Source organism: Achromobacter arsenitoxydans SY8 (assembly GCF_000236785.1).
Taxonomy (GTDB): Bacteria; Pseudomonadota; Gammaproteobacteria; order Burkholderiales; family Burkholderiaceae_B; genus Achromobacter; species Achromobacter arsenitoxydans.
Genome location: NZ_AGUF01000071.1, coordinates 50,619 through 72,660, shown reverse-complemented (window position 1 = coordinate 72,660; position 22,042 = coordinate 50,619). Strand labels below are relative to the sequence as shown.

General features: G+C 65.0%; 21 protein-coding genes. 5 read left to right on the top strand and 16 right to left on the bottom strand.

Annotated features, from left to right (window positions below; all coding sequences use genetic code 11):
- Positions 1 to 9 precede the first annotated feature (9 nt).
- Positions 10 to 429, bottom strand: a complete 420-nt coding sequence (locus KYC_RS21915; RefSeq protein WP_008166552.1) for a universal stress protein — start codon at positions 427 to 429, stop codon at positions 10 to 12.
- Complete coding sequence (locus KYC_RS21910; protein WP_008166551.1) at positions 426 to 1,436, bottom strand: TerC family protein; 1,011 nt, start codon at positions 1,434 to 1,436, stop codon at positions 426 to 428. The genes KYC_RS21915 and KYC_RS21910 overlap by 4 nt, the downstream gene beginning before the upstream one ends.
- Before the next feature lie 146 nt (positions 1,437 to 1,582).
- Here KYC_RS21910 and nhaR point away from each other — a divergent pair, with 146 nt between their 5' ends.
- Positions 1,583 to 2,506 carry a transcriptional activator NhaR gene (gene nhaR / locus KYC_RS21905; RefSeq protein ID WP_008166550.1) on the top strand — a complete coding sequence of 308 codons (924 nt, stop codon included), beginning with the start codon at positions 1,583 to 1,585 and terminating at the stop codon, positions 2,504 to 2,506.
- Between the two features lie 21 nt (positions 2,507 to 2,527).
- Here the strand turns inward: nhaR and KYC_RS21900 are convergent, their stop codons facing one another.
- Positions 2,528 to 2,995, bottom strand: coding sequence for a YjjA family protein (locus tag KYC_RS21900; protein WP_008166549.1), 468 nt, complete (start codon positions 2,993 to 2,995; stop codon positions 2,528 to 2,530).
- Positions 2,996 to 3,297: 302 nt separating this feature from the next.
- Here KYC_RS21900 and KYC_RS21895 point away from each other — a divergent pair, with 302 nt between their 5' ends.
- A complete protein-coding gene (locus KYC_RS21895) occupies positions 3,298 to 4,089 on the top strand; it encodes an alpha/beta fold hydrolase (protein ID WP_008166547.1) in 792 nt (263 codons plus the stop codon).
- A 19-nt stretch (positions 4,090 to 4,108) separates the two neighbouring features.
- Here KYC_RS21895 and KYC_RS21890 read toward each other — a convergent pair whose 3' ends face one another.
- Entirely contained in the window at positions 4,109 to 5,146 is a 1,038-nt protein-coding gene (locus KYC_RS21890; protein WP_008166544.1) for an alpha/beta fold hydrolase, read from the bottom strand.
- A gap of 218 nt (positions 5,147 to 5,364) precedes the next feature.
- Here KYC_RS21890 and KYC_RS21885 point away from each other — a divergent pair, with 218 nt between their 5' ends.
- Entirely contained in the window at positions 5,365 to 6,153 is a 789-nt protein-coding gene (locus KYC_RS21885; RefSeq protein WP_139026537.1) for an alkaline phytoceramidase, read from the top strand.
- 13 nt (positions 6,154 to 6,166) lie between these two features.
- On the opposite strand, the gene KYC_RS21880 is transcribed toward KYC_RS21885, so the two are convergent.
- From KYC_RS21880 to KYC_RS21860, 5 genes are read right to left on the bottom strand one after another with little or no spacing between them, the layout of a single operon-like run.
- On the bottom strand, positions 6,167 to 7,309 hold the full coding sequence (locus tag KYC_RS21880; RefSeq protein WP_008166541.1) for a mandelate racemase/muconate lactonizing enzyme family protein: 1,143 nt from the start codon (positions 7,307 to 7,309) through the stop codon (positions 6,167 to 6,169).
- Between the two features lie 20 nt (positions 7,310 to 7,329).
- The gene (locus tag KYC_RS21875; protein ID WP_008166540.1) at positions 7,330 to 8,277 is read right to left on the bottom strand and encodes an NAD(P)-dependent oxidoreductase; all 948 of its coding nucleotides are present in this window, start codon (positions 8,275 to 8,277) and stop codon (positions 7,330 to 7,332) included.
- A 3-nt stretch (positions 8,278 to 8,280) separates the two neighbouring features.
- Entirely contained in the window at positions 8,281 to 9,165 is an 885-nt protein-coding gene (locus KYC_RS21870; RefSeq protein ID WP_008166539.1) for a fumarylacetoacetate hydrolase family protein, read from the bottom strand.
- 3 nt (positions 9,166 to 9,168) lie between these two features.
- Positions 9,169 to 10,311 carry a mandelate racemase/muconate lactonizing enzyme family protein gene (locus KYC_RS21865; RefSeq protein WP_008166538.1) on the bottom strand — a complete coding sequence of 381 codons (1,143 nt, stop codon included), beginning with the start codon at positions 10,309 to 10,311 and terminating at the stop codon, positions 9,169 to 9,171.
- Positions 10,312 to 10,333: 22 nt separating this feature from the next.
- Positions 10,334 to 11,305: a Bug family tripartite tricarboxylate transporter substrate binding protein gene (locus tag KYC_RS21860; RefSeq protein WP_008166537.1), complete on the bottom strand. Its 972-nt coding sequence runs from the start codon at positions 11,303 to 11,305 to the stop codon at positions 10,334 to 10,336.
- Between the two features lie 182 nt (positions 11,306 to 11,487).
- Between KYC_RS21860 and KYC_RS21855 the strand changes: the two genes are divergently transcribed.
- Complete coding sequence (locus tag KYC_RS21855; protein WP_008166536.1) at positions 11,488 to 12,216, top strand: GntR family transcriptional regulator; 729 nt, start codon at positions 11,488 to 11,490, stop codon at positions 12,214 to 12,216.
- Between the two features lie 17 nt (positions 12,217 to 12,233).
- Positions 12,234 to 13,205: a sigma 54-interacting transcriptional regulator gene (locus tag KYC_RS21850; RefSeq protein ID WP_008166535.1), complete on the top strand. Its 972-nt coding sequence runs from the start codon at positions 12,234 to 12,236 to the stop codon at positions 13,203 to 13,205.
- Positions 13,206 to 13,244: 39 nt separating this feature from the next.
- On the opposite strand, the gene KYC_RS21845 is transcribed toward KYC_RS21850, so the two are convergent.
- From KYC_RS21845 to KYC_RS29545, 7 genes are all read right to left on the bottom strand, one after another.
- Entirely contained in the window at positions 13,245 to 14,204 is a 960-nt protein-coding gene (locus KYC_RS21845) for a tripartite tricarboxylate transporter substrate-binding protein (protein ID WP_043519068.1), read from the bottom strand.
- A 56-nt stretch (positions 14,205 to 14,260) separates the two neighbouring features.
- A complete protein-coding gene (locus tag KYC_RS21840) occupies positions 14,261 to 14,581 on the bottom strand; it encodes a DUF4387 domain-containing protein (protein WP_008166531.1) in 321 nt (106 codons plus the stop codon).
- A 4-nt stretch (positions 14,582 to 14,585) separates the two neighbouring features.
- Entirely contained in the window at positions 14,586 to 15,941 is a 1,356-nt protein-coding gene (locus KYC_RS21835; protein ID WP_043519067.1) for an acyclic terpene utilization AtuA family protein, read from the bottom strand.
- Positions 15,942 to 16,156: 215 nt separating this feature from the next.
- Positions 16,157 to 17,788: an ATP-binding domain-containing protein gene (locus KYC_RS21830; RefSeq protein WP_008166528.1), complete on the bottom strand. Its 1,632-nt coding sequence runs from the start codon at positions 17,786 to 17,788 to the stop codon at positions 16,157 to 16,159.
- 93 nt (positions 17,789 to 17,881) lie between these two features.
- A complete protein-coding gene (locus tag KYC_RS21825; protein WP_008166526.1) occupies positions 17,882 to 19,531 on the bottom strand; it encodes a dynamin family protein in 1,650 nt (549 codons plus the stop codon).
- A 45-nt stretch (positions 19,532 to 19,576) separates the two neighbouring features.
- Positions 19,577 to 21,463, bottom strand: coding sequence for a dynamin family protein (locus KYC_RS21820; protein ID WP_008166525.1), 1,887 nt, complete (start codon positions 21,461 to 21,463; stop codon positions 19,577 to 19,579).
- Positions 21,463 to 22,032 carry a hypothetical protein gene (locus KYC_RS29545; RefSeq protein ID WP_008166523.1) on the bottom strand — a complete coding sequence of 190 codons (570 nt, stop codon included), beginning with the start codon at positions 22,030 to 22,032 and terminating at the stop codon, positions 21,463 to 21,465. Before KYC_RS29545 ends, KYC_RS21820 begins: the two co-directional genes overlap by 1 nt.
- Positions 22,033 to 22,042 lie beyond the last annotated feature (10 nt).

Genomic DNA, 22,042 nt, shown 5'->3' with positions numbered 1-22,042 from the left:
CCGACGTCCCTAGACCAGCAGCACCGGGCACGGAGAATGCGCCATGATCCGTCCGCTGACCGATCCCCGGATGAGGTTCAGCAACGCGCTGTGATGATGCGATCCCATTACGATCGCCGCGGCGCCGGACTGCTTGGCGTATTCAACAATTTTCTCGGGCGTGAAGCCCACCAGTTCGTGGCATTCGTGTCCGACGCTGCCCGCGCTGAGGATATCCACCACCGACTTCATCGCCTTGCCGCTTTCTTCGTGGTGCCAGGCGTCGATGTCCGCCTTCCCGATGAAGGACTTCACGTCGCCGCCCACGTCGGGTTCGCAGTGCACCACATGCACCACGAAATCGCGGTTCAGCAAGGGACTTTCCACCAGGTAACGGGCCGCCTTGTCGCTGTGTTCCGACCCGTCGGTGGCAAGAATGATCGTATTCATGGCAGACCTCCGCTTCGTGATTTTCCCGCCTTGGAGCGCGGGGCGTGTTCCGCGGCCCTTGCGGGCAATACCCAGCTTGCGCCGACCGACGCCAGCAGGATCACACCCACCACCCCGAGCGACCAGTGCACGGGAACGTGGACCCACTGCTCGGCCAGCATCTTGGCGCCGATGATGACCAGCACCGACGCCAGGCCATACTTGAGGTAGTGAAACCGCGCCACCATGTCGGCCAGCAGGAAGTACAGCGCCCGCAGGCCCATGATGGCGAAAATATTGGACGTGAAGACGATAAACGGATCGGTGGTGACGGCAAAGATGGCGGGAATGCTGTCCACGGCGAACACCACGTCCGTCGCCTCGATCACCAGCAGCACCACGAACATCGGCGTCGCATACCGCAGCCCGTCGATGCGGACGAAGAACGACTGCCCGTGATAGTCCTTGGTGATCCGCATGGTCGACCGCAGGAACTTGACCAGCGGATTGCGCGCGATATCCGGCTGGCGGCCCGCGGTGAACAGCATCTTCAGGCCGGTGAAGATCAGGAACGCGCCCAGCACATAGAACAACCACTGGAACTTTGACAACAGCCACACGCCCGCCAGGATCATGCTGACCCGCATCACAATGGCGCCCAGCACGCCGTACAGCAGCACCCGGCGCTGCAGCTCCATCGGCACCGCGAAGTAGGTGAAGATCAGCGAAAACACGAACATGTTGTCCACGGACAGAGACAGTTCGATCAGGTAGCCGGTGTAGAACTCCAGCACCTTCTGGTGCGCCACCGCCCGGCCCAGCGTGGCGTCCAGCCACCACCACATCAGCCCGCCGAACAGCGTGGCCAGCGTCATCCACGCGAACACCCAGCACAGGGCCTCGCGCGACGAAACCCGGTGGGCGCGGCGGCCGCCCAGCGCGTACAGGTCTACGGCCAGCACGATCAGCACGAACACCACGAACCCCACCCACATCGGCAGCGTGGCAAAGGTTTCGACCCGGTTCATCAGGCGCCTCCCGCCATCGCGCGCAACCCGCCGCGCAACGGCCTGTCATGCACGAAAACTGCATGAGGCCAGTCTAGAGCAGGCGGATTCGTCCAACAATTCGCATATGATGAACCGATAGTCAGATTTTTTGGATTGATCAGGCGATGGTCACTCTCAACTACAAGCATCTGCGCTATTTCTGGATGGTCGCCAAGGCCGGCAGCATCGCGCGCGCGGCACAGCAACTGCAGCGCACGCCGCAGTCCATCAGCGGCCAATTGCAGGAACTCGAATCCACGCTCGGCACCGAGCTCTTCCGGCGCGTCGGCCGGGGCCTGGAACTGACCGACGTCGGTCGCCAGGCCCTGCTGTATGCGGACCGCATCTTCACCATGGGCGACGAACTGCTCGAAGACCTGCGCGAACGCCCCGCGCGGCGCGCCATGGAGTTCAAGGTGGGGGTCGCCGAGGGCATGCCCAAGGCCATGGTGTACCGGATGATCGAGCCCGCGCTGCATCTGGACCAGGACGTGCGCCTGATCTGCCGCGAAGGAAGGCTGCCCTACCTGCTGGCCGACCTGGCCGTGCACCGCTACGACATGGTCATCGCGGACCGGCCCATGCCGAACAACCTGAATGTGCGCGGATACAGCCACCTGCTGGGCGAGTGCGGCCTCACGTTCTTCGGATCGCCGCTATTGCTGGACAGTCTGCCAGGAAAGTTTCCGGCGATGCTGGACCAGGCGCCCTTCCTGCTGCCCGGCGAAGACGCCGCGATCCGGCCTCGGCTGCTGCAATGGTTCGACGAGCACGACATCCGGCCGCGCATCGTGGGCGAGTTCGACGACAGCGCCCTGATGAACTCGTTTGGCCAGACCGGCACCGGCCTGTTCGTGGCGCCGACGGCCACCGCCGCCTACCTGTGCAAGCAATACCGCGTGCGCGCCATCGGCAGCGCCGACACGGTCAAGGAACAGTTCTACGCCATCACCACCGACCAGCGGCTGCAGCATCCGGCCGTGGTGGCGCTGAGCCGGGCGGCGAGGGAGGATATTTTCGGTTCCGCCCGCGCGCCGGCGCGCCGCTGAGGCGCGCGCGGGGATCTCGCCTTACAGGAACGACTTAGCCTGCTTGAGCACCTGATCGCACGCCTTTCGGGTGATCTCTTCCTTCAGGCCGCCCCCGCTCAGGTCGACCGACTTACCGTCGCTGCCGTTGAGCATGCCCTGCACGCCAGCCAGGTATCCCGAATCGGACTTGGCCTGCTGCGTCGATCCGCCGCCGACCTTGCCCAGCAGCTTGTCCTTCATCGCCTGCGCGTCGCCGCCTGCCAGGTAGTTGTTCTTCATGCAGAATTCCAGCACGCCGGCCGCATTGCCGGCGGAAGCCGGACTCAGCGACGACAGCGGCAGGCTGCCGCCCAGGCTCTGCATGGCGCCGCCAGAGGATCCGCCCTGGCTGGCCCCACCCATCTGGCCCTTCACGGCGTCGAGCAACTGCGCATGCGCGGCCACCGAGAAACACTGCGCGGCGATAAGGGCCGCGGCGCTGGCGGCAAGACGGACGTGGATTTTCATGATTTGCTCCTGCTGCGGTGAATGACGCGGCCATCGTAGCGGCGCGGCACGACGGAATACCCGCGGGGCGGCAGGCTCAATGCGACAAATCATGTGTATCCGCGCCCGTCCGCCCGGACCCCGTAGCAATTGAATTCGTAACGTCACCGCTCTGATACGTGGCGGATGGCGGCGCCGGGACTGCGCCCGGCTGCCCGGCGCGCCCCTACGCTACTATTTCGTCCTGTCCCCGGCGCGGCATGCCCTGGGTCGACGCCGTACCCGCAGCCATTCCGTGTCATCCAACTTTGTGAGAACCCGCGATGTCGTCCGTCGAGTCACTAGATGTTTTCGTTCCCACCGAAAGCGGCCGGCTTTTCGCCAGGCGCTGGACGCCGGCCGGCGTGCATGCGCCCGGCGGCGCGCCCATCGTGCTGCTCCATGACTCGCTGGGCTGCGTCGACCTGTGGCGCGACTTTCCCGTGCTGCTCGCCCAGGCGACCGGACGCGTCGTCATTGCCTACGACCGCCTGGGCTTCGGCCGCTCGGACCCGCATGAAGGCAAGCTGGGCCTGGACTTCGTCGACCGCGAGGCGCATGAGGGATTTCAGGCCGTGCGCAACGCGCTGGACCTGGACGGCTACGCCGCCTTTGGCCACAGTGTCGGCGGCGGCATGGCCATCGCCTGCGCGGCGGCCGACGGCGATGCCTGCCGCGCACTGATCACCGAATCGGCGCAGGTGTACGCCGAAGACCGCACGCTGGAGGGCATCAGGCAGGCCAAGGTGTCGTTCGCGCAGCCGGGACAGCTGGACCGCCTGAAGAAGTACCACGGCGAAAAGGCGGCGTGGGTGCTGAGCGCCTGGATCGACACCTGGCTGTCGCCGGGCTTTGCCGACTGGACGCTGGACGCCCAGTTGAACCAGGTGCGCAGCCCTGCGCTTGCGCTGCATGGCGACAACGACGAGTACGGGTCCACCGACCACGCCCGGCGGATCGCCAGCCTGGCGGGCGCGCAACAGGTCATCTTTGCCGATTGCGGCCACGTGCCGCACCGCGAGTCGCCCGAGAAAGTGCTGAAGACCGTCTCGGACTGGCTGGCCGACGCCGCGTGACCGTTGCGCCCCCGGGGCGCTATAGCCGCGTGACGCGGATCACCGCGTCGGCGAAGGCCTTGGGCGCTTCCTGGGGCAGGTTGTGGCCAACGCCGACGCCCACGTCGATGTGCTGATATCTGCCGGTGAACTGTCCGGCGTACGCAGCGGGAGGCGGGTGCGGCGCGCCATTGGCGTCGCCTTCCAGCGTGATGGTCGGAATGCCGATCTTCGGCGCCTGCGCCAGCCGCGTCTCCAGCGCGTCGTATTGCGCCTCGCCCTGCGCCAGCCCCAGCCGCCAGCGATAGTTGTGCACCACGATCGCGACATGATCGGGATTGTCGAAGGCGCGCGCTGACCGCAGGAAGGTGGCGTCATCGAAGCGCCACTGCGGCGACGCCAGCTGCCAGATCAGCTTGTTGAAGCTGTCGACGTTGGCGGCGTATCCGGCCGCGCCGCGCTCCGTGGCGAAGTAGAACTGGTACCACCACTGCAGCTCCGCCTGCGGAGGCAGCGGCTTGCGGTTGCCTTCCTGGCTGCCGATCAGGTAGCCGCTGACCGACACCAGCGCCTCGCAGCGCTCGGGCCACAGGGCGGCCATGATGCAGGCCGTGCGTGCGCCCCAGTCAAAGCCCGCGATGACTGCCTTGCCGATCTTCAGCGCGTCCATCAGCGCGATGATGTCCACGGCCACGACGGCCTGCTGACCATTGCGCGGGGTATCGGGCGACACGATCCGGGTGGATCCGTAGCCGCGCAGATGGGGCACGATGACGCGGTACCCCGCCGCGGTCAGCCGGGGAACAACGTCGATGAAGCTATGGATGTCGTAGGGCCAGCCGTGCAGCAGGATCGCGACCGGGCCGTCGGCGGGGCCGGCATCCACATAGCCCACATCCAGCGTTCCCGCCCGGATCTGCCGGACATTGCCAAAGACAGGCGCCGCCCCCGGCGCGGCCCGAGCCGCGGATTGCGCAAGGGCGTTCCCGCCCAGCGCCAGGCCAAGCAGGCTGGCGCCTGCCAGCGAAGAAGTCGTGCCCAGCAGGCGGCGCCGCTGGACGTTTACCGGATCCGTCATGGTGATGCTCCTAAAGGTCGTGTTCAAGGGGACATGACTGCTGGAGCGGACTGTGGCGCAATCCCGCCGGCCTTGGGTGTCGGCGTGTACTCGCCGCGCGGCCGGATACACAAGGACATAAAAAAGCCGGAAAAGCCCGGCAAAGCGGTGGAGGGCGCGCAACGCGCCCTTTACTATCATCGGTAGCCGGCAACTCCGTGCGCCGGGGAGCGGTATCCATGAGCTTTCAAACAGCCGGTAAGAACGCCAGCCCGGGCTTGCGCCGCGTGCTGCCCTGGACGGTGATGGCGCTGGTGGCGCTGGCGATGGCGTTGTATGGCCCCATCGCGCAGCTGGAGCACTACCACGACTTCGCGGACAAGCGCGCCTGGCTGGGCATCCCCAATGCCTGCGACGTCCTGTCCAATGCCGGGTTCGCGGTGGTCGGCTGGTACGGCCTGGTGCTGGTCCGGCGCTCGCGCCACAACCCCGCGCTGGACGTCATCCGCCCCGGCTACACGGTGTTTTTCTTTGCCCTGCTGCTCACGGCGTTCGGATCGGGCTGGTATCACCTGATGCCCGACAACGACCGCCTGATCTGGGACCGCCTGCCCATCGCGCTGCTCTGCGCCGGCATCCTCTCGGCCGTCTGGCGGGAAACCGTGGGCGACGGCCGCTGGGTCGACGTGTTCTGGACCGTGCTGGCGGTGGCCAGCGTGGCCTGGTGGCGGTACACGGACAACTACGCCACGGGCGACCTGCGCCCCTATCTGTTCGTGCAGTTCATGCCGCTGCTGCTGGTGCCGCTGCTGCAGTGGCGCAACGGGACGCCCCTGCGCGAGCGGCTGTATTTCGGGGCGGCCATCGGATGCTACGTGCTGGCCAAGGCCGCGGAACTGCTGGATTACCAGATCTTCCAGCACGTCGAGTACCTGAGCGGGCATACGCTAAAGCACCTGGCCTCCGTGCTGGCCGGCCTGATCGTGACGCTGAACTTTGCGCACCGGAAGCGGGAAGCGGGCGGCTAGACCCGCGTCCCGCTCACACGTAGCAGGGCCCTTCGATCAGCGGATGGGCGGCGATGAACTTCTCGTCGATCTTCAGGCCGATTCCCGCCCCATCCAGCGGACGCACGCAGCCCTCGGCGTCCAGCGTGTAAGGCAGCCGGTCCGCCAGTTCGTCCCTGAACGGGTTCAGCACGGTCACGTCGGCCTCGAAGTAGCCCGGGTTGTCGATGCCGCACAGATAGTGGATGCTGGTGGCCATGTTGATGGCGGTGGCGGAGGTGTGCGGATTGATGCTCAGCTTGAGCGCCGCGGCCATGCCCGCGATCCGCATGGCCTCGGTCACGCCGCCGGTCTTGGACAGGTCGGGCTGAATGAACGTCACATTACCCGCCTGCAGCAGCGGCCCGAACTCATAGCGCGTGTAGTGGTTCTCGCCCGCCGCCAGCGGCACCCGGCCCAGCCGCGCCGCCCGCGCATACGCCTCATGGTCGTGCGCGGGAAACGGCTCTTCCAGCCAGCCTACGCCCAACGCCTCGAAGGCGGGCATCACGCGGCGCACGTCGTCCAGGCTGTAGCCGGTGTTGGCGTCCGTCAGGATGTCGATCTCGTCGCCAAACGCCTTGCGTACCGCCTCCACCCGCGCGATATCCCGCCGCGGCGCGTCGCCCACGCGCAGCTTCAGCGCCTTGAAGCCTTGCTCGACCAGGCCCCGGGCCTCGTCCACCAATTGCTCCGGCGGCTGCCAGCCGAGCGCGATGCCGCCCGCGTAGGCCTTGATGGGCTTGCTGGCGCCGCCCAGCAGGCGGTACAGCGGCCATTGCGTTACCTGGGAACGGATGTCCCACAGCGCCAGGTCCAGTCCGCTCAGCGCCAGCGCCGCCGCGGCGCCCATGCCGTGGCTGGCGAACTGCATTTTCAGCACGCGGGCCGTCACGCCCACATTGTCCAGCGCGTCCATGCCGACCACCAGCTCGCGCAGCGTGGTGTCGATCAGCCGCGCGATGGCGCCGGGGCAGCGGCCGTGGTGCGCCTCGCCCCAGCCGGACACGCCTTCGTCCGTGGTCACGCGCACCAGCACCGCGTCGCGCTTCACGCTGCGGCCGATGCCCAGCCGCACCGAGCGGTTCTCGGGGACGGGAAACGAGACGGGGACGGCCTTGATATCTACGATCTGCATGGCAGCTCCAGAACAGGGATTCAGAAAGTATTGACGGGATGGGAGGGCGCCTCACCGGCCAGCATGCGCAGCATGTCGTCCACCGCGCCCGCGCTCATACGGCGCATGCTCGTGGCGGTGCTGCCGGCGACGTGCGGGGTCAGCAGCACGCGCGGCGCCTGCCGGATGGCGGCATCGGCGGGCAGGGGCTGGACGTCGTGCACGTCCAGCGCCGCGCCGCCCAGCGCCTCGCGCGCCAGCGCGTCGGCCAGGGCCGCGGCGTCCACCACCGGGCCGCGCGCAACGTTGATCAGGATGGCGGTAGGCTTGGCCAAGGCGAGCGCGTCGGCGTCGATCAGGCCGCGGGTCTGCGGCGTCAACGGGCAGCACAGCACGATGACATCGGACTCGCGCATCAGGCCGGCCTTGTCCACGGCCAGCACCCCGGCGGGCAGCGTCTCGGGACGGCGCGTCAGGCCCAGCGTGCGCATTCCCAGGGCCTGAGCCAGCCCCGCCAGCCGCGCGCCAATGGTGCCCACGCCCACGATGCCGCAGGTGGCGCCCCGCAGCTCGGTGCCGCTGTCCGCCATCGCCCGCGCCGGCGCCCAGCCCTGCGCGCGCAAGGCCGAGTCCATGTCGGCCAGCCCGCGCCGCAGATGCAGCATGGCGCCCAGGCAATACTCGACCACCGCGGTGGTGTTCGACCCCGGCAGGTTGGCCACGGCGATGCCGCGTTCGGTGGCCCGCTCCACCGGGATCATGTCCAGTCCCACGCCGTGGCGCACCACGGCCCGCAGACTCGACGCATCGTCGAAGATGTCCTCGGGCAGGTGGTTGCGCACGATGAGGCCCTGCGCGCCGCGCACCACCGCCCGCAGGGCATCGGCGCTGGCGTCCGGCGCCACGCGCACCTCGCAGGCGGCGGCCAGCCTGGCATGGGCATCGGGATGAATGGGGGAAGTCAGGGCAACCACAGGCTGGGCAGGCATCGTTCAGCAGTCCTTTATCACGGGGGTATCCAGGAATCCCAGGCCGGGCAGTTCCACGCGCATATGCGCGCCGGGCCGCAGCCACGCGGGAGGATCATGCGAGACCGCCACGCCCGCGGGGGTGCCCGTGGCGATGATGTCGCCCGGATCCAGCGGCATCTGGCGCGACGCGTGCGAGATCAGGTCAGGGATATCGAACACCAGGTCGGCGGTCGTGCCCTGCTGGCGCAGCACGCCGTCCAGCAGCAGCGTGATCGGCGTGGCGTGCGGGTTTGGCAGCTCGTCGGGCGTGACCAGCCACGGGCCCAGCGGGCAGAACGTGGGCTGGTTCTTGCCCCGCACGAAACCCTTGTCCGCCTTCACCATGTCCGTGGCGCTGACGTCGTTGACGATGACGTAGCCCGCCACATGGCGCATGGCGTCTTCACGCGCCACGCGTAGCGCCGTACGGCCGATCACCACGCCCAATTCCGCCTCGTAGGTCACGTTGCCCACTTCGGGGTGCAGGCGCACGGGCTCGCCGGGTCCGATGACCGTATGTCCCGACTTGATGAACAGCACCGGTTCGGCGGGCGGCTCCATCTTCCGTTCGCGCAGCGCATCGTGGAAATTGAAGGCCGCCCCCACCACCTTGCCGGGCCGCGGCAGCGGCGCGGCAAGACGGACCGCGTCAACCGGGATGCGCGCGGCTTGCGGATAGACGCTACGTGCCAGCCGCGCCGCGATGGCTGGCAGGTCCATGCCAGTCCATTCGAGCAGGGTCGCGGGCAGTCGCCTGGCCCATTCGGGCGCGTCGGCATGGCGCGCATCCACGACCTCGCGGCCGTCTTCCGACAGAAAGCCCGGACGCAGCTGGCCGTCTTCGGCCTGGAAAGTGACGAAGCGCATGGCTCAGGCGACCCGGTAGCGATCGAGCACGTCGCGCTTGATCTCGATGCCCAGCCCCGCGCCCGTGGGAATCTGGACGACCCCGCGGTGCTGCACGATGGGCTCGACCGTCAGCAGGTCGCGGAAGGGGTTCTCGCACTGCTCGAACTCCAGCAGGGGCGGCATGGGACGGAAACTGGGCGGCTGGTCGGGCAGGGCGGCCAGGAAGTGCAGGGTGGCCGCCAGCCCGATAGCCGATCCCCAGGCGTGCGGCACGCATTCCACGCCATGCGCGGCCGCCAGCGTCGCGATCTTGCGGCATTCGCTGATGCCGCCCGCCGCGCAGACGTCGGGCTGGACGATATCCATGGCCTTGCGCGCCACGATGTCGCGAAAGCCCCAGCGCGTGAACTCGTTCTCGCCCCCGGCCACCGCCATGTCGAGCGCGCGGGTCACTTCGACGTACCCGTCCAGGTCTTCAGGCGAAATGGGTTCCTCGAACCACTCCACATCCAGCTTTTCGAGTTCCCGGCCCAGCCGGATGGCGGCGGGCACGGTGAAGCAGTGGTTGGCGTCCACCATCAGGCGCACCTCTCCGCCCACAGCCTCGCGCACGGCCCGCACCCGCTCCAGGTCCAGCTTCGGCGAACCCAGGCCGATCTTCATCTTGATGGCGGTGAAGCCTTCGGCCACATAGCCCTGGGCTTCCTCGACCGCTTCTTCGATCAGCCTGTCCATGTCGATGAAGTACAGGCCGGTCGCGTACGACTGCACCTCGGTGCGGTGGGCGCCCCCGATCAGCTTGTGTATGGGTTTGCCGCAGGTCTTGCCGATGATGTCCCACAGCGCGATGTCGATGCCGCTGAGCGCGGAAATGGCCATGCCCTTGTTGCCGTAGTCCTTGATCCGGTTGTAGAGGTCTTCCCAGATGACCTCCACGTCGAACGGGTCGCGGCCCAGGATGCGCGGCGCGTACTGCGATTCGATATAGGCGCGCGCCACCTGCGACGGACCATAGCATTCGCCCCAGCCCACCACGCCATCGGCGGTTTCGATTTCGACGATGCACGAGCCGCGCTGCTTGTACAGCCAGCCTCGCGATGACGTGAAGGGGCGCTCGACCGGCGCGCTGACGACGTGGCAGGTGACTTTCTTTATCTGGCTCAACGTATTGCTCCTTGGAATGCGATTACTTGGCGGTCACGAAGACTTTCTTCGCGACGTCGTTCAGGGTGGTCTGTACGTTCGAGACTTCCTTGTCCAGCGCCTGGCCGCTCAAGTCGTCCACCAGAAAGCCGTTCTGCTCGGCGAACACCTTGAACTTGTCGCTGCCGATGGCGGTTTCGAAGATCTGGATGAGGCGCTTGCGCACGTCGTCGGGGATGCCGGCGGGCGCCACCACATAGGCCATCTGCACCAGCGGGCCATACGGGAAGACGTCGTAGCCCTTTTCCTTGAAAGTCGGCACGTCCGGGTACAGCGCCAGCCGTTCATTGGCAAAGACGGCAATGGGCTTGACGTACTTGGCGTCGATCTGCGCCTTGCTCTCTGACGGCTTGAGCACGCCCGCGCTGATCTGCTTGCCCGACAGGTCCGCGATGACGCGCGAGCCGCCGGGATAGGGCACGTTCACATACTCCGTGCCCGCGGCGCGCGCGGTCATCTCGGCAAAGATGTGATTGAGGTTGTTGTTGCCAGGGGTGCCGATCGACACCTTGCCCGGATTCTTCTTCATGCTGGCCAGGAACGCTTCCAGCGTGTCCGGCCCGTCGGCAGGCACCAGCAGCATCAGCGGGTCGGTCGACACCCGGGCAATGTGCGAGAACTGCTCATTGCGCAGCGGGGTGATGTTCTGCGCAATCTGCGCCAGCGTCGAACTGGTGCCCATGCCGACCACATAGCCGTCCCGCTCCGCGTTGGCGACCTTGGTCATGCCGATGGCGCCGGTGGCCCCCGGGGCGTTCTCCACCACCACGGTCACGCCCTGTTCGCTGATCAGCTGCTGCAGCATCCGCGCGGCAATGTCGTTGGAACCGCCCGCGTTCCAGGGCACGATGAACCGGATTTCCCGCGCGGGGTACGTCTTGTCCGCGGCATGCGCCAGCGGGATGCTGCAGGCCAGGGCGGCGGCGCCCAGGATGAGCTTGGACAGTACGGACATTTCGGTCTCCTCCGAAATTCGCCGTGAGGACGTTTCGACAACCGCCTCTCAGGGCCGTTTTTAGGAAATTTTGCGGTACTCTATCATTCGTTATAACGAATAACAATGACTATTTTGGCCTACTGCCCGGCGCGCAAATGCGAGAATGCGCAGTCAGCCGACCTATCTGAAAAGGATGTTCTGTGCCCGATTTTTCCGGTTCGCCCGCTGCCCCTTCCGACGCCCGCCCGGCCATCCTGCGCCCGCTGGAACGCGAAACTCTCTGGGACCGCGCCTATGCTGCGCTGCGGGAGGCGCTGCTGAACGGACGCTACGCGCCCGGCCACCGGATCGTGCTGCGGGAAGTCGCCGCCGAACTCGGCATCAGCCTCACGCCCGTGCGCGACGCCGTTAACCGCCTGATCGCGGAACGGGTGCTTGAACGCGGCACTGGCGGCCAGGGCGGCGGCGCAACCGTGCCGCACCTGGACGCGAATGTCTTCCTGCAACTGGCGATCATGCGTGCCGAACTCGAGTCCCGCGCGGCCCTCGAAGCCGTTGCGCACGCCACGGACGCGGACGTGCAGACCCTGCGCGAGCTGCATGCCGGAATGGCGCAGCTGATTGATGCCGAACCGCGCCAGCGCTACCTGGACGTGCATCGGCGCTTTCACTTCCACCTGTACGCTATGAGCGGACTGGACGTCGTCCAGGACAGCATCGAAACCCTGTGGCTGCGCTGCGGCCCGGTACTGAACATGGTGCTGCCCGAATACGTCCCGCACCTGAAGGCAACGGACCACCACGCCGCCGCGGTCGAGGCGCTGGCCGCGCGCGACGCCCCCGGCGTGACGCGCGCCATCCGCGACGACATCGCCGAGGCCGGCAGGTACATCCACGGCCTGCTGCTGCAGGAGACCGGCGCCCACTGAGCGGGCGGCCTACACGTATGCCGGAAACCGCCTCCCCCCTGACCGAAACCATCGTCGGCGACCATCCCTCCATCGTCGCCCTGCGCGACCTCGTGCTGCGCGTGGCGCGCAGCCGGGCCAGTTCCGTCCTGATCTACGGCGAGACCGGCACCGGCAAAGGCCTGGTGGCGCGCGCCCTGCATGACCACTCCAGCCGGGCCGACAAGGGCTTTACCGAAATCAACTGCGCGGCCATTCCCGGCAATCTGCTGGAATCGGAACTGTTCGGCCACGAGCGCGGCGCCTTCACGGGCGCCGTCGCGCGCAAGGAGGGGCTGCTGGAAATCGCACATGGCGGCAGCGTGTTCCTGGATGAGGTCCGCGAGCTCGAACCCATGATGCAGGCCAAGATCCTGACGCTGCTGGACAGCCGGCGCTTCCGGCGCATCGGCGCGGTGCGCGAGCTATCCACGGACGTGCGCTTCATCGCCGCCACCAACAAGATCCTGCTGGGCGAGGTCAATGCCGGCCGGTTCCGCGACGATCTTTACTACCGGCTGCAGGTCGTGTCCATCAACCTGCCGCCGTTGCGCGAACGCGGCGATGATGTCTTCGTGCTGGCCGAGCGCTTCCTGGCGCGCTTCAATCGCACGCACGCCAGCGGCTTCACGCGCATCGACCCCGCGGTCGAACAGGCGTTCAGGCGCTATGCCTGGCCTGGCAACGTGCGCGAACTGGGCAACCTGCTGGAACGCATCTGCATTCTTGAGTCAGGCGACACCGTGGGCCTGGAACATCTGCCCGCGCGCATCGTGCGGGGCGCGCCCGCAGCGCAAGCGGGCGGCTACGCCGAGCGCACCAGCCGCTACCAACGCAGCATGATAGAAGCCGCGCTGGCCGCCGCCGGCGGCAATGCGGCCCGCGCCGCCGAATCCCTGGGGCTGTCGCGCCACGCGTTGCGCCACCAGATGAGCAAGCTCGGCCTGCTCCAAGGCGACGACCCGGGCTGAGGCGCCCGCGGCCGGGCTGCGCCGGCGCGGGGCGGCCGTCTATTCCACGCTGATGTGATGGCTCTGCGCCACCTGGCGCCATTGCGCCAGGTCGTCGGCCACGCGGCGACCGAAATCCGCGCTGCTCAGCGCTGCCGGCGCCGTGCCGTCCATATCCAGCAGGGCCGTGGTCTCCTTGGAGGTCGCGATGCGATTAATGGCGTCGTTGTACAGCGCAATCAGGTCCGGCGGCGTGCCGGCCGGGGCGAACACGCCCACCCAGATCTCGACTGCGTAGCCGGGCAGCACGCTGGCTGCGGGCGGCAGCGCCGGAAAAGCCGCATGGGCGCCCGGCGCGGTCGTGGCGACCAGCCTTACTTTTCCGCCCTGCACCAGCGGCGCCAGCGAGCTGTAGTTGGCCAGCATCAGGTCGATCTGGCCGCCCGCCAGGTCCGACGCCGCATTGGCCGCGCCCTTGTACGGCACGTGCGTCATCGCGACCTTGGCCGACTCATTCATCATCACGGTGGCCAGGTGCGCCAGCGAACCGATGCCCGCCGTGCCGTAATTCAGCGCATCGGGCTTGGCGCGCGCGGCATCCAGCACCGCGGGCAGGTCCGCGTACGGTTTGGCGCCGGACACCGCCAGCACCAGCGGGCCCTGGCCCACCATGGCGACCGGCGCGAAGCTCTTGACCGGATCGTAGGGCATGCGCGGCTGCGTCGCCGCCGACGTCAGGAACGTGGACGAGGTCAGCAGCAGCGTGGCGCCGTCCTTGGCGGACTTGGCCACATACTCCGACCCGATCACGCCCGCCGCACCGACGCGGTTCTCGACGATGACAATGGTCTTGAGCCGTTCAGCCAGTTGCGGCGCGATGGCGCGCGCGATCGCGTCGTTGCTGGCGCCGGCAGAAAACGGCACCACAATCTTGATCTGCTTAGGCACCGCGCTTTGCGCGGCGGCCGGCCCGGCCAGGACGCACGCCAGCATCGCGGCGCCGAGAATCATTTTTTTCATGTGTATTCCCCTTGTCTTGTAGACCGGCCGCTGCTGGCAGCGGCCGGCTGGTCGGCTCAAAGCGTCACGGGCAGGTCCAGCAGCGGCGCATACTGCTGCGCACCGAAGATGTCGCCATCGCCGGCCGAACCGCTGGGCCGCAGGCGATAGATCGTGAACTTGATGGCCAGGCCGGGATCGTATTCCACAAAGTCAGAAATGCGCTCCTGCCCGATACCGTAAAGCTCCGCCATGCTGCCGCGCGTCAGGGCGCGCGACCGCCGCACGGCCTCATACGTGTCGCGGTCGCGGAAAATAATGTCGAACGTGATCTTGTTCACGCCGGCGTTCTTGCTGCGTATGGTCTTGGCGAGTTCGCTCAGTTTGCGGGTGCTCATGCTCTCAGGCCTCGGTGATGTGGGTTTGGAACAGCTCGAACACGTCGTCCACGGCGATGGTGTGATTCAGCGTCCAGCGGTAGGCGGCGCTGGCGCGCACCACTTCGTCCAGCGGAAAGGCCACCGAACCCGCCGTGCCCTTCACATCGGGCAGGCGCGCGTAGAACATCTGGCGCAGGCCGGTAAGGGTGAGTTCTTCCGCCATCTCGGCCGTGGGCGCCACGCCCTGCACCATCACGCACAGTTCGTGGCCCGGCTGGTTGCGCAGCGGCTCCAGATCGCCCATGACGCCATCGCGGCCATAGACCTTGTAGTGCAGCTCGTAGCCCGTTTCGCCAAAGCGCTCGCGCACCTTGTCGCGCGCCCAGGCGATCACGCGGTCCACATTGGCGATCGTGTAGGGGTCGCGGATGCCGCACAGCCCGATGTAGCGCTCGCCCACCTTGCCCGAGCCCTCGAGCTTCACGGTGATCTGTTCCGAAGGCACGAAGCGCGACCCGGTGATCCGCGTGGTCTTCTCGCTGATCTGTTCGTAATGGCATTCGCGCATGTCCAGCCTGCCGCCGGCGAAGAACTCGTCGTAGGGATTGGAACGCTCGTACATGGCATGACCGGCCACCGACGCGATGGTGCAGCGCTGGTCCGGATGCATGGCGGTAACCTGCACGTCCTCGTGGCTGATCTCGCCCAGCACGGTTTCCTTGCCGCCATAGGGCTCGGCGCAGAACGACGCGCATTCCAGCACCTTGCCCAGGTAATAGGCCTGGTCCGCCCCAAAACCGTGATGCAGCGCCGGCGCGGCGAAGACCGCCGCATCCGAACTGCGGCCGCCGATGATCACGTCCGCACCGGCCTCCAGCAGCTTCAGGTAAGGCTGCACGCCGGCCACCGCCACGATGCGGTCGGTTGCGTCCAGTTCGGACTCCACCAGATCCGCATAGCCATCCAGGCCCGCGATCGCCGCGCCCGCGCGCATCCTGCCGCGCACGACCTCCGGATCGACTTCCGAATAGAAGTAGCCGATCTTGAAAGGCGCAAGGCCGTGCTGCTTCGCCAGCTCCTTGATGATGCGGACATACAGGTCGACGCGGCTGTTCGACCCGGTGTCGCCCGCAGAACCGATGATCATCGGCACGCCCTGCGCGCGCGCGGCCAGCAGCATCTGCTCCAGGTCGTGGCGCTGCCAGGCTTCGGGACTGGTGGATGTGTCGGACCCCAGCGGCACGGGGCCCACGTCGTCGCTGCCCGAATCGGCGGCGATGTAATCGGGCTGCGCGCGCACGCCGGCCTGGAAACTTTCGGTACGCAAGGGCGCAAAGCCCAGGTGTCCATTCGGACAAATAATTCTCAAGGAGCGCATCTGTCTGACTCTGGTGAGGGTGAAACAAGGCCACGCGGACCGTGGCCTTGTCATCAACGCAAACTCTGTGCCAGTTTGGATGCGATAGGAAAACTCAAATAAATCAGTACATTAGGATGAGGCTGAGGAAAATGCAGCGATGCTTGCTGCGTGATTTTCGCGCAATATGCGTGAAATGCACGCAAAACATTATCAGGATCAAGCCGGGAAAAAATTCAAATGCGCTCAAGCAACTTCGCCGCCGCTCGCTCGGACATGACCAGCACAAGCTTCATCGCTGCGCGGGTCGCGCCAACGAACACACGCCGCACCTCCTCGTCGCCCAGCCTTTCAAAATCTATCTCCGCCATCACGACGGCGGGCGCGGACTGCCCCTTGAAGCGGTGTACCGTGTCCGCCAGTATGTCGCCCCGCGTAAACCCGGGCTGGCCTTCGCTGTCGTAGGTTCCCTGGAACTTCCTTAGCACGTAAGGGCCCAGCTGATCGTAGGCAAGAATGCGGGAGCTGTCCCTTCCCCGGTAGGTGAGCAAAGCGATGTCCGTGGTGGCGAATCCGGCCGACAGGCACGTTTGCAGACCTTCCTTGACCTTGTCGATCAGGTCGGCGCCGTTCTCGTACACGAGGAAGTCCACTTCATGTCCCGCAACGGGTGTTGCGGGCACCACCGTCACGTCATCTGGCACCAAAGCCTGCAGCAGCCGGACGACTGAACGCGGGCTGCGGAAGTTCTTTTCCGCGCGCAGGCGTGTCCAGCCCGGTAGCGTCACAGCCGAGTGGCGATACAGCTTTTGCATCGGGTCTTCAAGCCAGAGAATGCGGGCGCTTTCCCCCGCATGCCGCAGGATCAGGTCGAGCCACTCGGCCTTGATATCCTGCCCCTCGTCGACGATGACGGTATCGAACAGCCACTCTGGCGGAACCGTCAATCCGGCGCACGCAAGAACCAGCTCATCGAAAGCCGCCGCCGAATTGAAATCCGGCACCACGCCGGACTGCCGCAGCATTCGTTCGCATAGCATGTGGAATGTGCACACCATTCCGCCCAGCGGCGCGATCATGGCGATATGGTCGGCCAAAGGACGATTGAAGCAGAGATACAACGGCCTGCCGCCGTTTTCGATGGTCCCCCGGTATTCGGCCAGCGCCAGCTGCGTCTTACCGGATCCGGCCGTACCCGTCACATGCAGGCGAAACGGCGTCATATCGAGTTGCCGCGCCCAATACGCCAGGCCGCTGGAGACGCGTGTGACTAGCGCCTTAGCCTGTCCCACCAGCGCGCTGGCGTCAGTTTCCAGCTGGATCGTATCGCATAGAAACCGGTCCACCTTCACGTACAGCGGACCGGCGTTGCCCGCAGGCAGAATCTCCTGGATCACCGAACACAGCGCATCGCGCCGACGCGCATCCACAATGCGCTCCGGCACCACGCCCGCGGTCTGCGGAGACTGGCACAGGTAGTCCGGACAAAAGAGCAAATGCTCGATCCCGACATACTCGCCGTCCAGAGTGCGCGCCAGCTTGTTGCGCATGCTGTTCACCGAGCGGGCCATTTGCACCGGCACCGACTTCAGCTTGCCGCCGTAGTTCTTGGCCAGCCCTTCAGGCGTCTCCTCGAGTTCGCCACATTTCTGCTCGATCAGCATCATATGGCCCGCACGATTCACCACGACGAAATCCACTTCTCCGTGGATGGCGTGCGTCCGCTCGATGTTCGTCCAGTGCACGGCGTGATAGACCGTGTAGTCGTCCGGCAGCCCTTGCGCCAGGAGCCCCAGCGTCTCAAGTTCCCGACGCATGGCGCCGATCGTCTCCATGTCCTGCCAACCGTCCGGCACGATGCGCGCCATTTCGCCGACCTCCTTATGTGTAAGCCTGATAAGACGCCCTGAACCTACCGCGACAAGACGGCCGATCCGCCCTTGCTTTCGCGGTTGCCGGCTTCAGGCGTCGAATCCTCGCGACCACTCCGCCAACCGCTTTTGGAGGTCCTGGTTCGCGGCGCTTTGCGAATGAAGATCCACCGCGCGCCTATCCAGCGCGGCGAGCACAGGACCCACCGCAGCCCTGGCTACGTCCTTGATCTTCAGTTCGTAACGACGCGTAGTGTCGTCAAACGCCTGACGCACTTTCGACATCACGCCTTGCACAAAAAGGCGATGGCTATCGCGCGCCTCGGCCTCTTCCCTTTGCGCCTGCAACAGTTCCCAACCGGCCTGACCCGCCACGAGGATCGGCCCAGCGGCCTTCCCGGCAGCGCCCGCCCACTTTCCCATTGTTTTCTTGCCAATGCCTTTGAACAGCTTCGGAAACCACTCTTTGCCGTACTTCAGAAGCTGTTTAACGCCGCTTTCTGTCAGATTTTCCACAGGCATCGACTTCAGTTTCTGGATGACCCCGGACACGCGATCCTCATCCGACTGATCAGGCCCGGCATTCGAAGAGAAAGATGGCGCCTCCAACTCGACCTCGTCAAGCTGCACTTTCCCCGTGTCGATCAGCTGTGACAAGAGCTTGCCCGCCTCACGCATCACGCTGTCCGTCCGTTCCAGTTCCTGGGCCAGTTTCGCCTCCAAGCCTTCCCACAATCGCGCTTGGGACTTTTCCAGAGTGTCGGTCAACAAAGCCTTCATAGCCGCCTCGTCAGTGGCGTCGATACGCGAAATGGCTTCCTGCGTTGTGCCCACCTCCTGTGTGGCGAGCGCCCGCACTCCTTCCACCAGCGCCCGTTCGAGTCTCGCGCGCTCCTGCTCCACGCTGTTGCGACACGCCGCGAGTTTGATGCTCGCTTCGTCGCTGGACTGTTCGGCCAATCTGGCAAGGGCCTCGTTCACCAGTTTGCGCACCCGCTCGGCATCCGACTGCAGGATCTTGTCTGTCGACGCGCCGAGGAATCGCAAAAGCACCGCCTCGGCCTCGGGCATACCCGTCGCCATCAGGAGCGCGGGTTTGTTTTCCATATGCGCCTTGAGCGCCGTCTTCGCCTTGACGTGAAGGACTTCTATGCCGTCCAGCGGATCATTCATGCCCATCTTCCGGGCCGTCATCAGCATGTTCTGGTAGACCGAGTTTTGAATGCGCACGAACTCTGCGCCATTCAACTCCATGCCCGCCTTGTCGTTGATGACGATAAGCACCGCCTTTTTCTCGCGGACGAAAGAGCAAAGGCGTTCCCATGTGGCAGCCTCTTCGACGGCGCCACCCGTCGAGATGACGAAAATGACTGCGTTGCATTCTCGCCGAACGAAATCTTCAGTCAGCGCCTCGTGTTCGATGGGTGCGTCGATGCCGGGCGAATCGAAAATCACATGGCCGTTCCAGTCGTACCTGGAAATCTTGGCGGTTAACGGAACGTCGCCCATGGGAGCGATTTCGCGGCCAATCAGCGCATTGATGAACGTTGACTTTCCGGCGTTGTAGTGCCCAAACACCAGCGTGTTCAGTCGGCCTTCCCTTGCGTCCTTGGACAGCTTTTCGGCAGTTTCTTCTATGCGTCGAAGGGCAGGTCCATCGCCCTGAAAAGCGCCTTCCAGCGCGGGACGTATTTCCAGGAAGCCTTCATGCAGGCGGACAAGCGGATTTTGAATGCTCATTGTGTTCATGTAGAGATAGATTGCGTCATGTCGTGCCGGGACGGCTCAGGAATCTTGAGTCCGAGCGTTGATATGCGACTCCAGTTCGGCAAGAAGCTGGGCAGTCGCCGAACTCACTTGGTTTTTCTGTGCCTGCAAATCGGCCATCCACTGTTCCAGATCGGAAAAGCAAACCAGCGCCATACTCGCCAGGGTGCTTCCTGTGTTGCTTTCAAACTTTTCGCGGACCATCTTGCGGACCTGAATGCCGACTTCCTGCGTGTTGTCGCCAACGACGACATCCATGGTCTCGGTGTCATCCAGCGTCTGGCCAATCTTGCTACCGGCGTAACCTCCAACGGCGGTAGCGGCGACGCCGACTGCCAGGGCAATCAACGGACCTCCGGGCACGAAGAACGACGCCGCGCCAAGCAAGCCGCCCAACGCTCCGCCGCGCTTGGCATTTACGGTCTTTTTGCGCTTGATCGACTGCGTCAAGGGTTTGAATTCGGGAATTTCACCCACCGCGTCATGCAGAGAGTTCGTCAACCCTACGCCCAGCGACGCCGCAAATGCCTCTGCAATCGCTTCGCGGCCCGCGCCGAGCCATTGCTTATAAGCCGAGTCGACAGCGCGCTTGAACGCCACGCCATCTTTGCTGTGTTCGACGAGCAGACGGTCTATTTCAGGGCCTATCTGAAGCGCTATGGCTTGCAGCTTCTGACGCGCATCGGTGTCGGCTTGCGTTCGCGCGTTGGCGACCGATTGCGTCACACCGTTCAAATAGGACTGAATATGAACCAGATCGTCGGCCTGGATTCGCTGTAAAAATTCTCGCAGGATCTTTAAGGGCCGGACCAACTTGTCGCGAACGCCCTTGCCCTTGGCCAAGGCGGCCACGTCGAAGAGCATGCTGCCAACGCCGCTATGCTCCATCCCTGCGGCATCGGGATGCTGTTCCGCGTAGGCGGCCGACACCGAATGAACCTGCGCCCGGCGCAAGGTTCCATCCATGACGCGGGCCGACACGCTCGCATTGTCCTCCAGTTGCGACGATAAGGAATCGCGCACATACTTGAGTTGGGCGTCCCGGTCTGCCTGCGACTTCATGATGCGGACTTTGTCGAGATTTCCCCTTTCATCGAGTTCCTCGTCCCATGCATCGCTTCCCGTAATGACGACGGCCAGGTTGTGCTCCTTTCGGCCTAGCGCCCGCAGTTCGACCATGTCGCTGCGTTTGCACGGGGCGACCGAGTTGGTGAGGTACAGAATCATGTCTGCGGCGTCGACATAGGTAGCCGCCAGATCGCCATTTTCACCATGCTTGGAGTGCAACCCGGGCGAATCCACCCAAGTCAAACCAGGCAACCGGAAGCCCTGAATCGCGCTGGTGGTTTCGCTCTCGCCCACCTTGAATGCCCTCACCCTGCGTATCGACTCGTCGCTTACGTCCTCGGTCAGCCCCTGGCTCTTTTCGACAAAAAACTCAGGCGTGTGCCCACTGTCTGAACCCGAATGCTGTCCGCCTGGGTCGGTCTTTCCCCAGGCCATGTAGTTCCCAAGCGAGGACTTTCCGGCTTTCACCTTGCCGTAGACGAACACCAGGAGCGAGTCCGAGGTCCGCTCTTTGAACCGCGCATGGGTTTCACGATTGGCGATGGTCTTCTCCCATCCCAAGAAGACTTTCTGGATCTGATCCACCTTGTCGGCCAGAACCTGGCGCAGCGGATGATCAGCTTCAAGATTGCTACGCCCGAACGGATCGCTACTCGCGATCTCGCCGCACTTGCGCAGTTCAGCAAAGAAGGAAGATTCTGTCGTCGAGACCTTGCTCTTGCTGTCGTCGAACTGGCCCGCAAGATCACGGAACGCCTTGAGAAACGCTTCGCGCGTGAGCGTGGCCCGTGGCGCAGAACCCGCAGACGCGGGAATGACGTTGGTTGCGTCCGCCATCACAGTTCCTCCGCCAAGGCTCTAAGCATGTCCCGCTTGCGGCTCATGCGCTCGATCCATTTACCGTCTTTCCGGTAGGCTTCCGCGTACGCCAATCCGCTGGTCAGCTTTTTCAGTCCCTCAAACCCGCTTTTCTTGCTCCCCATGCTGACCAGGTCTTGCAGGTTACTCATCGACAGGCTCAGCCCATCGCCAGCCCCTCCAGCTTGGTGGCCGTCAGAATTGCGAGACGATTCCGCGCCACCCGTGGGAAACGGGAAACCTACCGCTAACCGAATTGCGGCCGAACTGATGACGTTAGCTGGGCTAGCTGGCGTCTTTGCCTTGCCCGTCACAACGCCAGGGTGGGCATCCAGGATCGCACTCACGTCTGCTGATGTCGCGGCGAGCAACTCCGCGCTCAGGCGGCGGCGCTGCTCGTTTCGCGCTTGTTCACGAGCCTTTTTCACCGCTTCGTCCGAAGTCCCGCCGCCGGAGGACGAACTCGATGAGCCGTCATCCTTTACTGCGTCATAAATCAGTTTTCCGAGGCCCGCAATAACACCGCCAGCGACAAGGAATGGCAACATTGCTATCCGC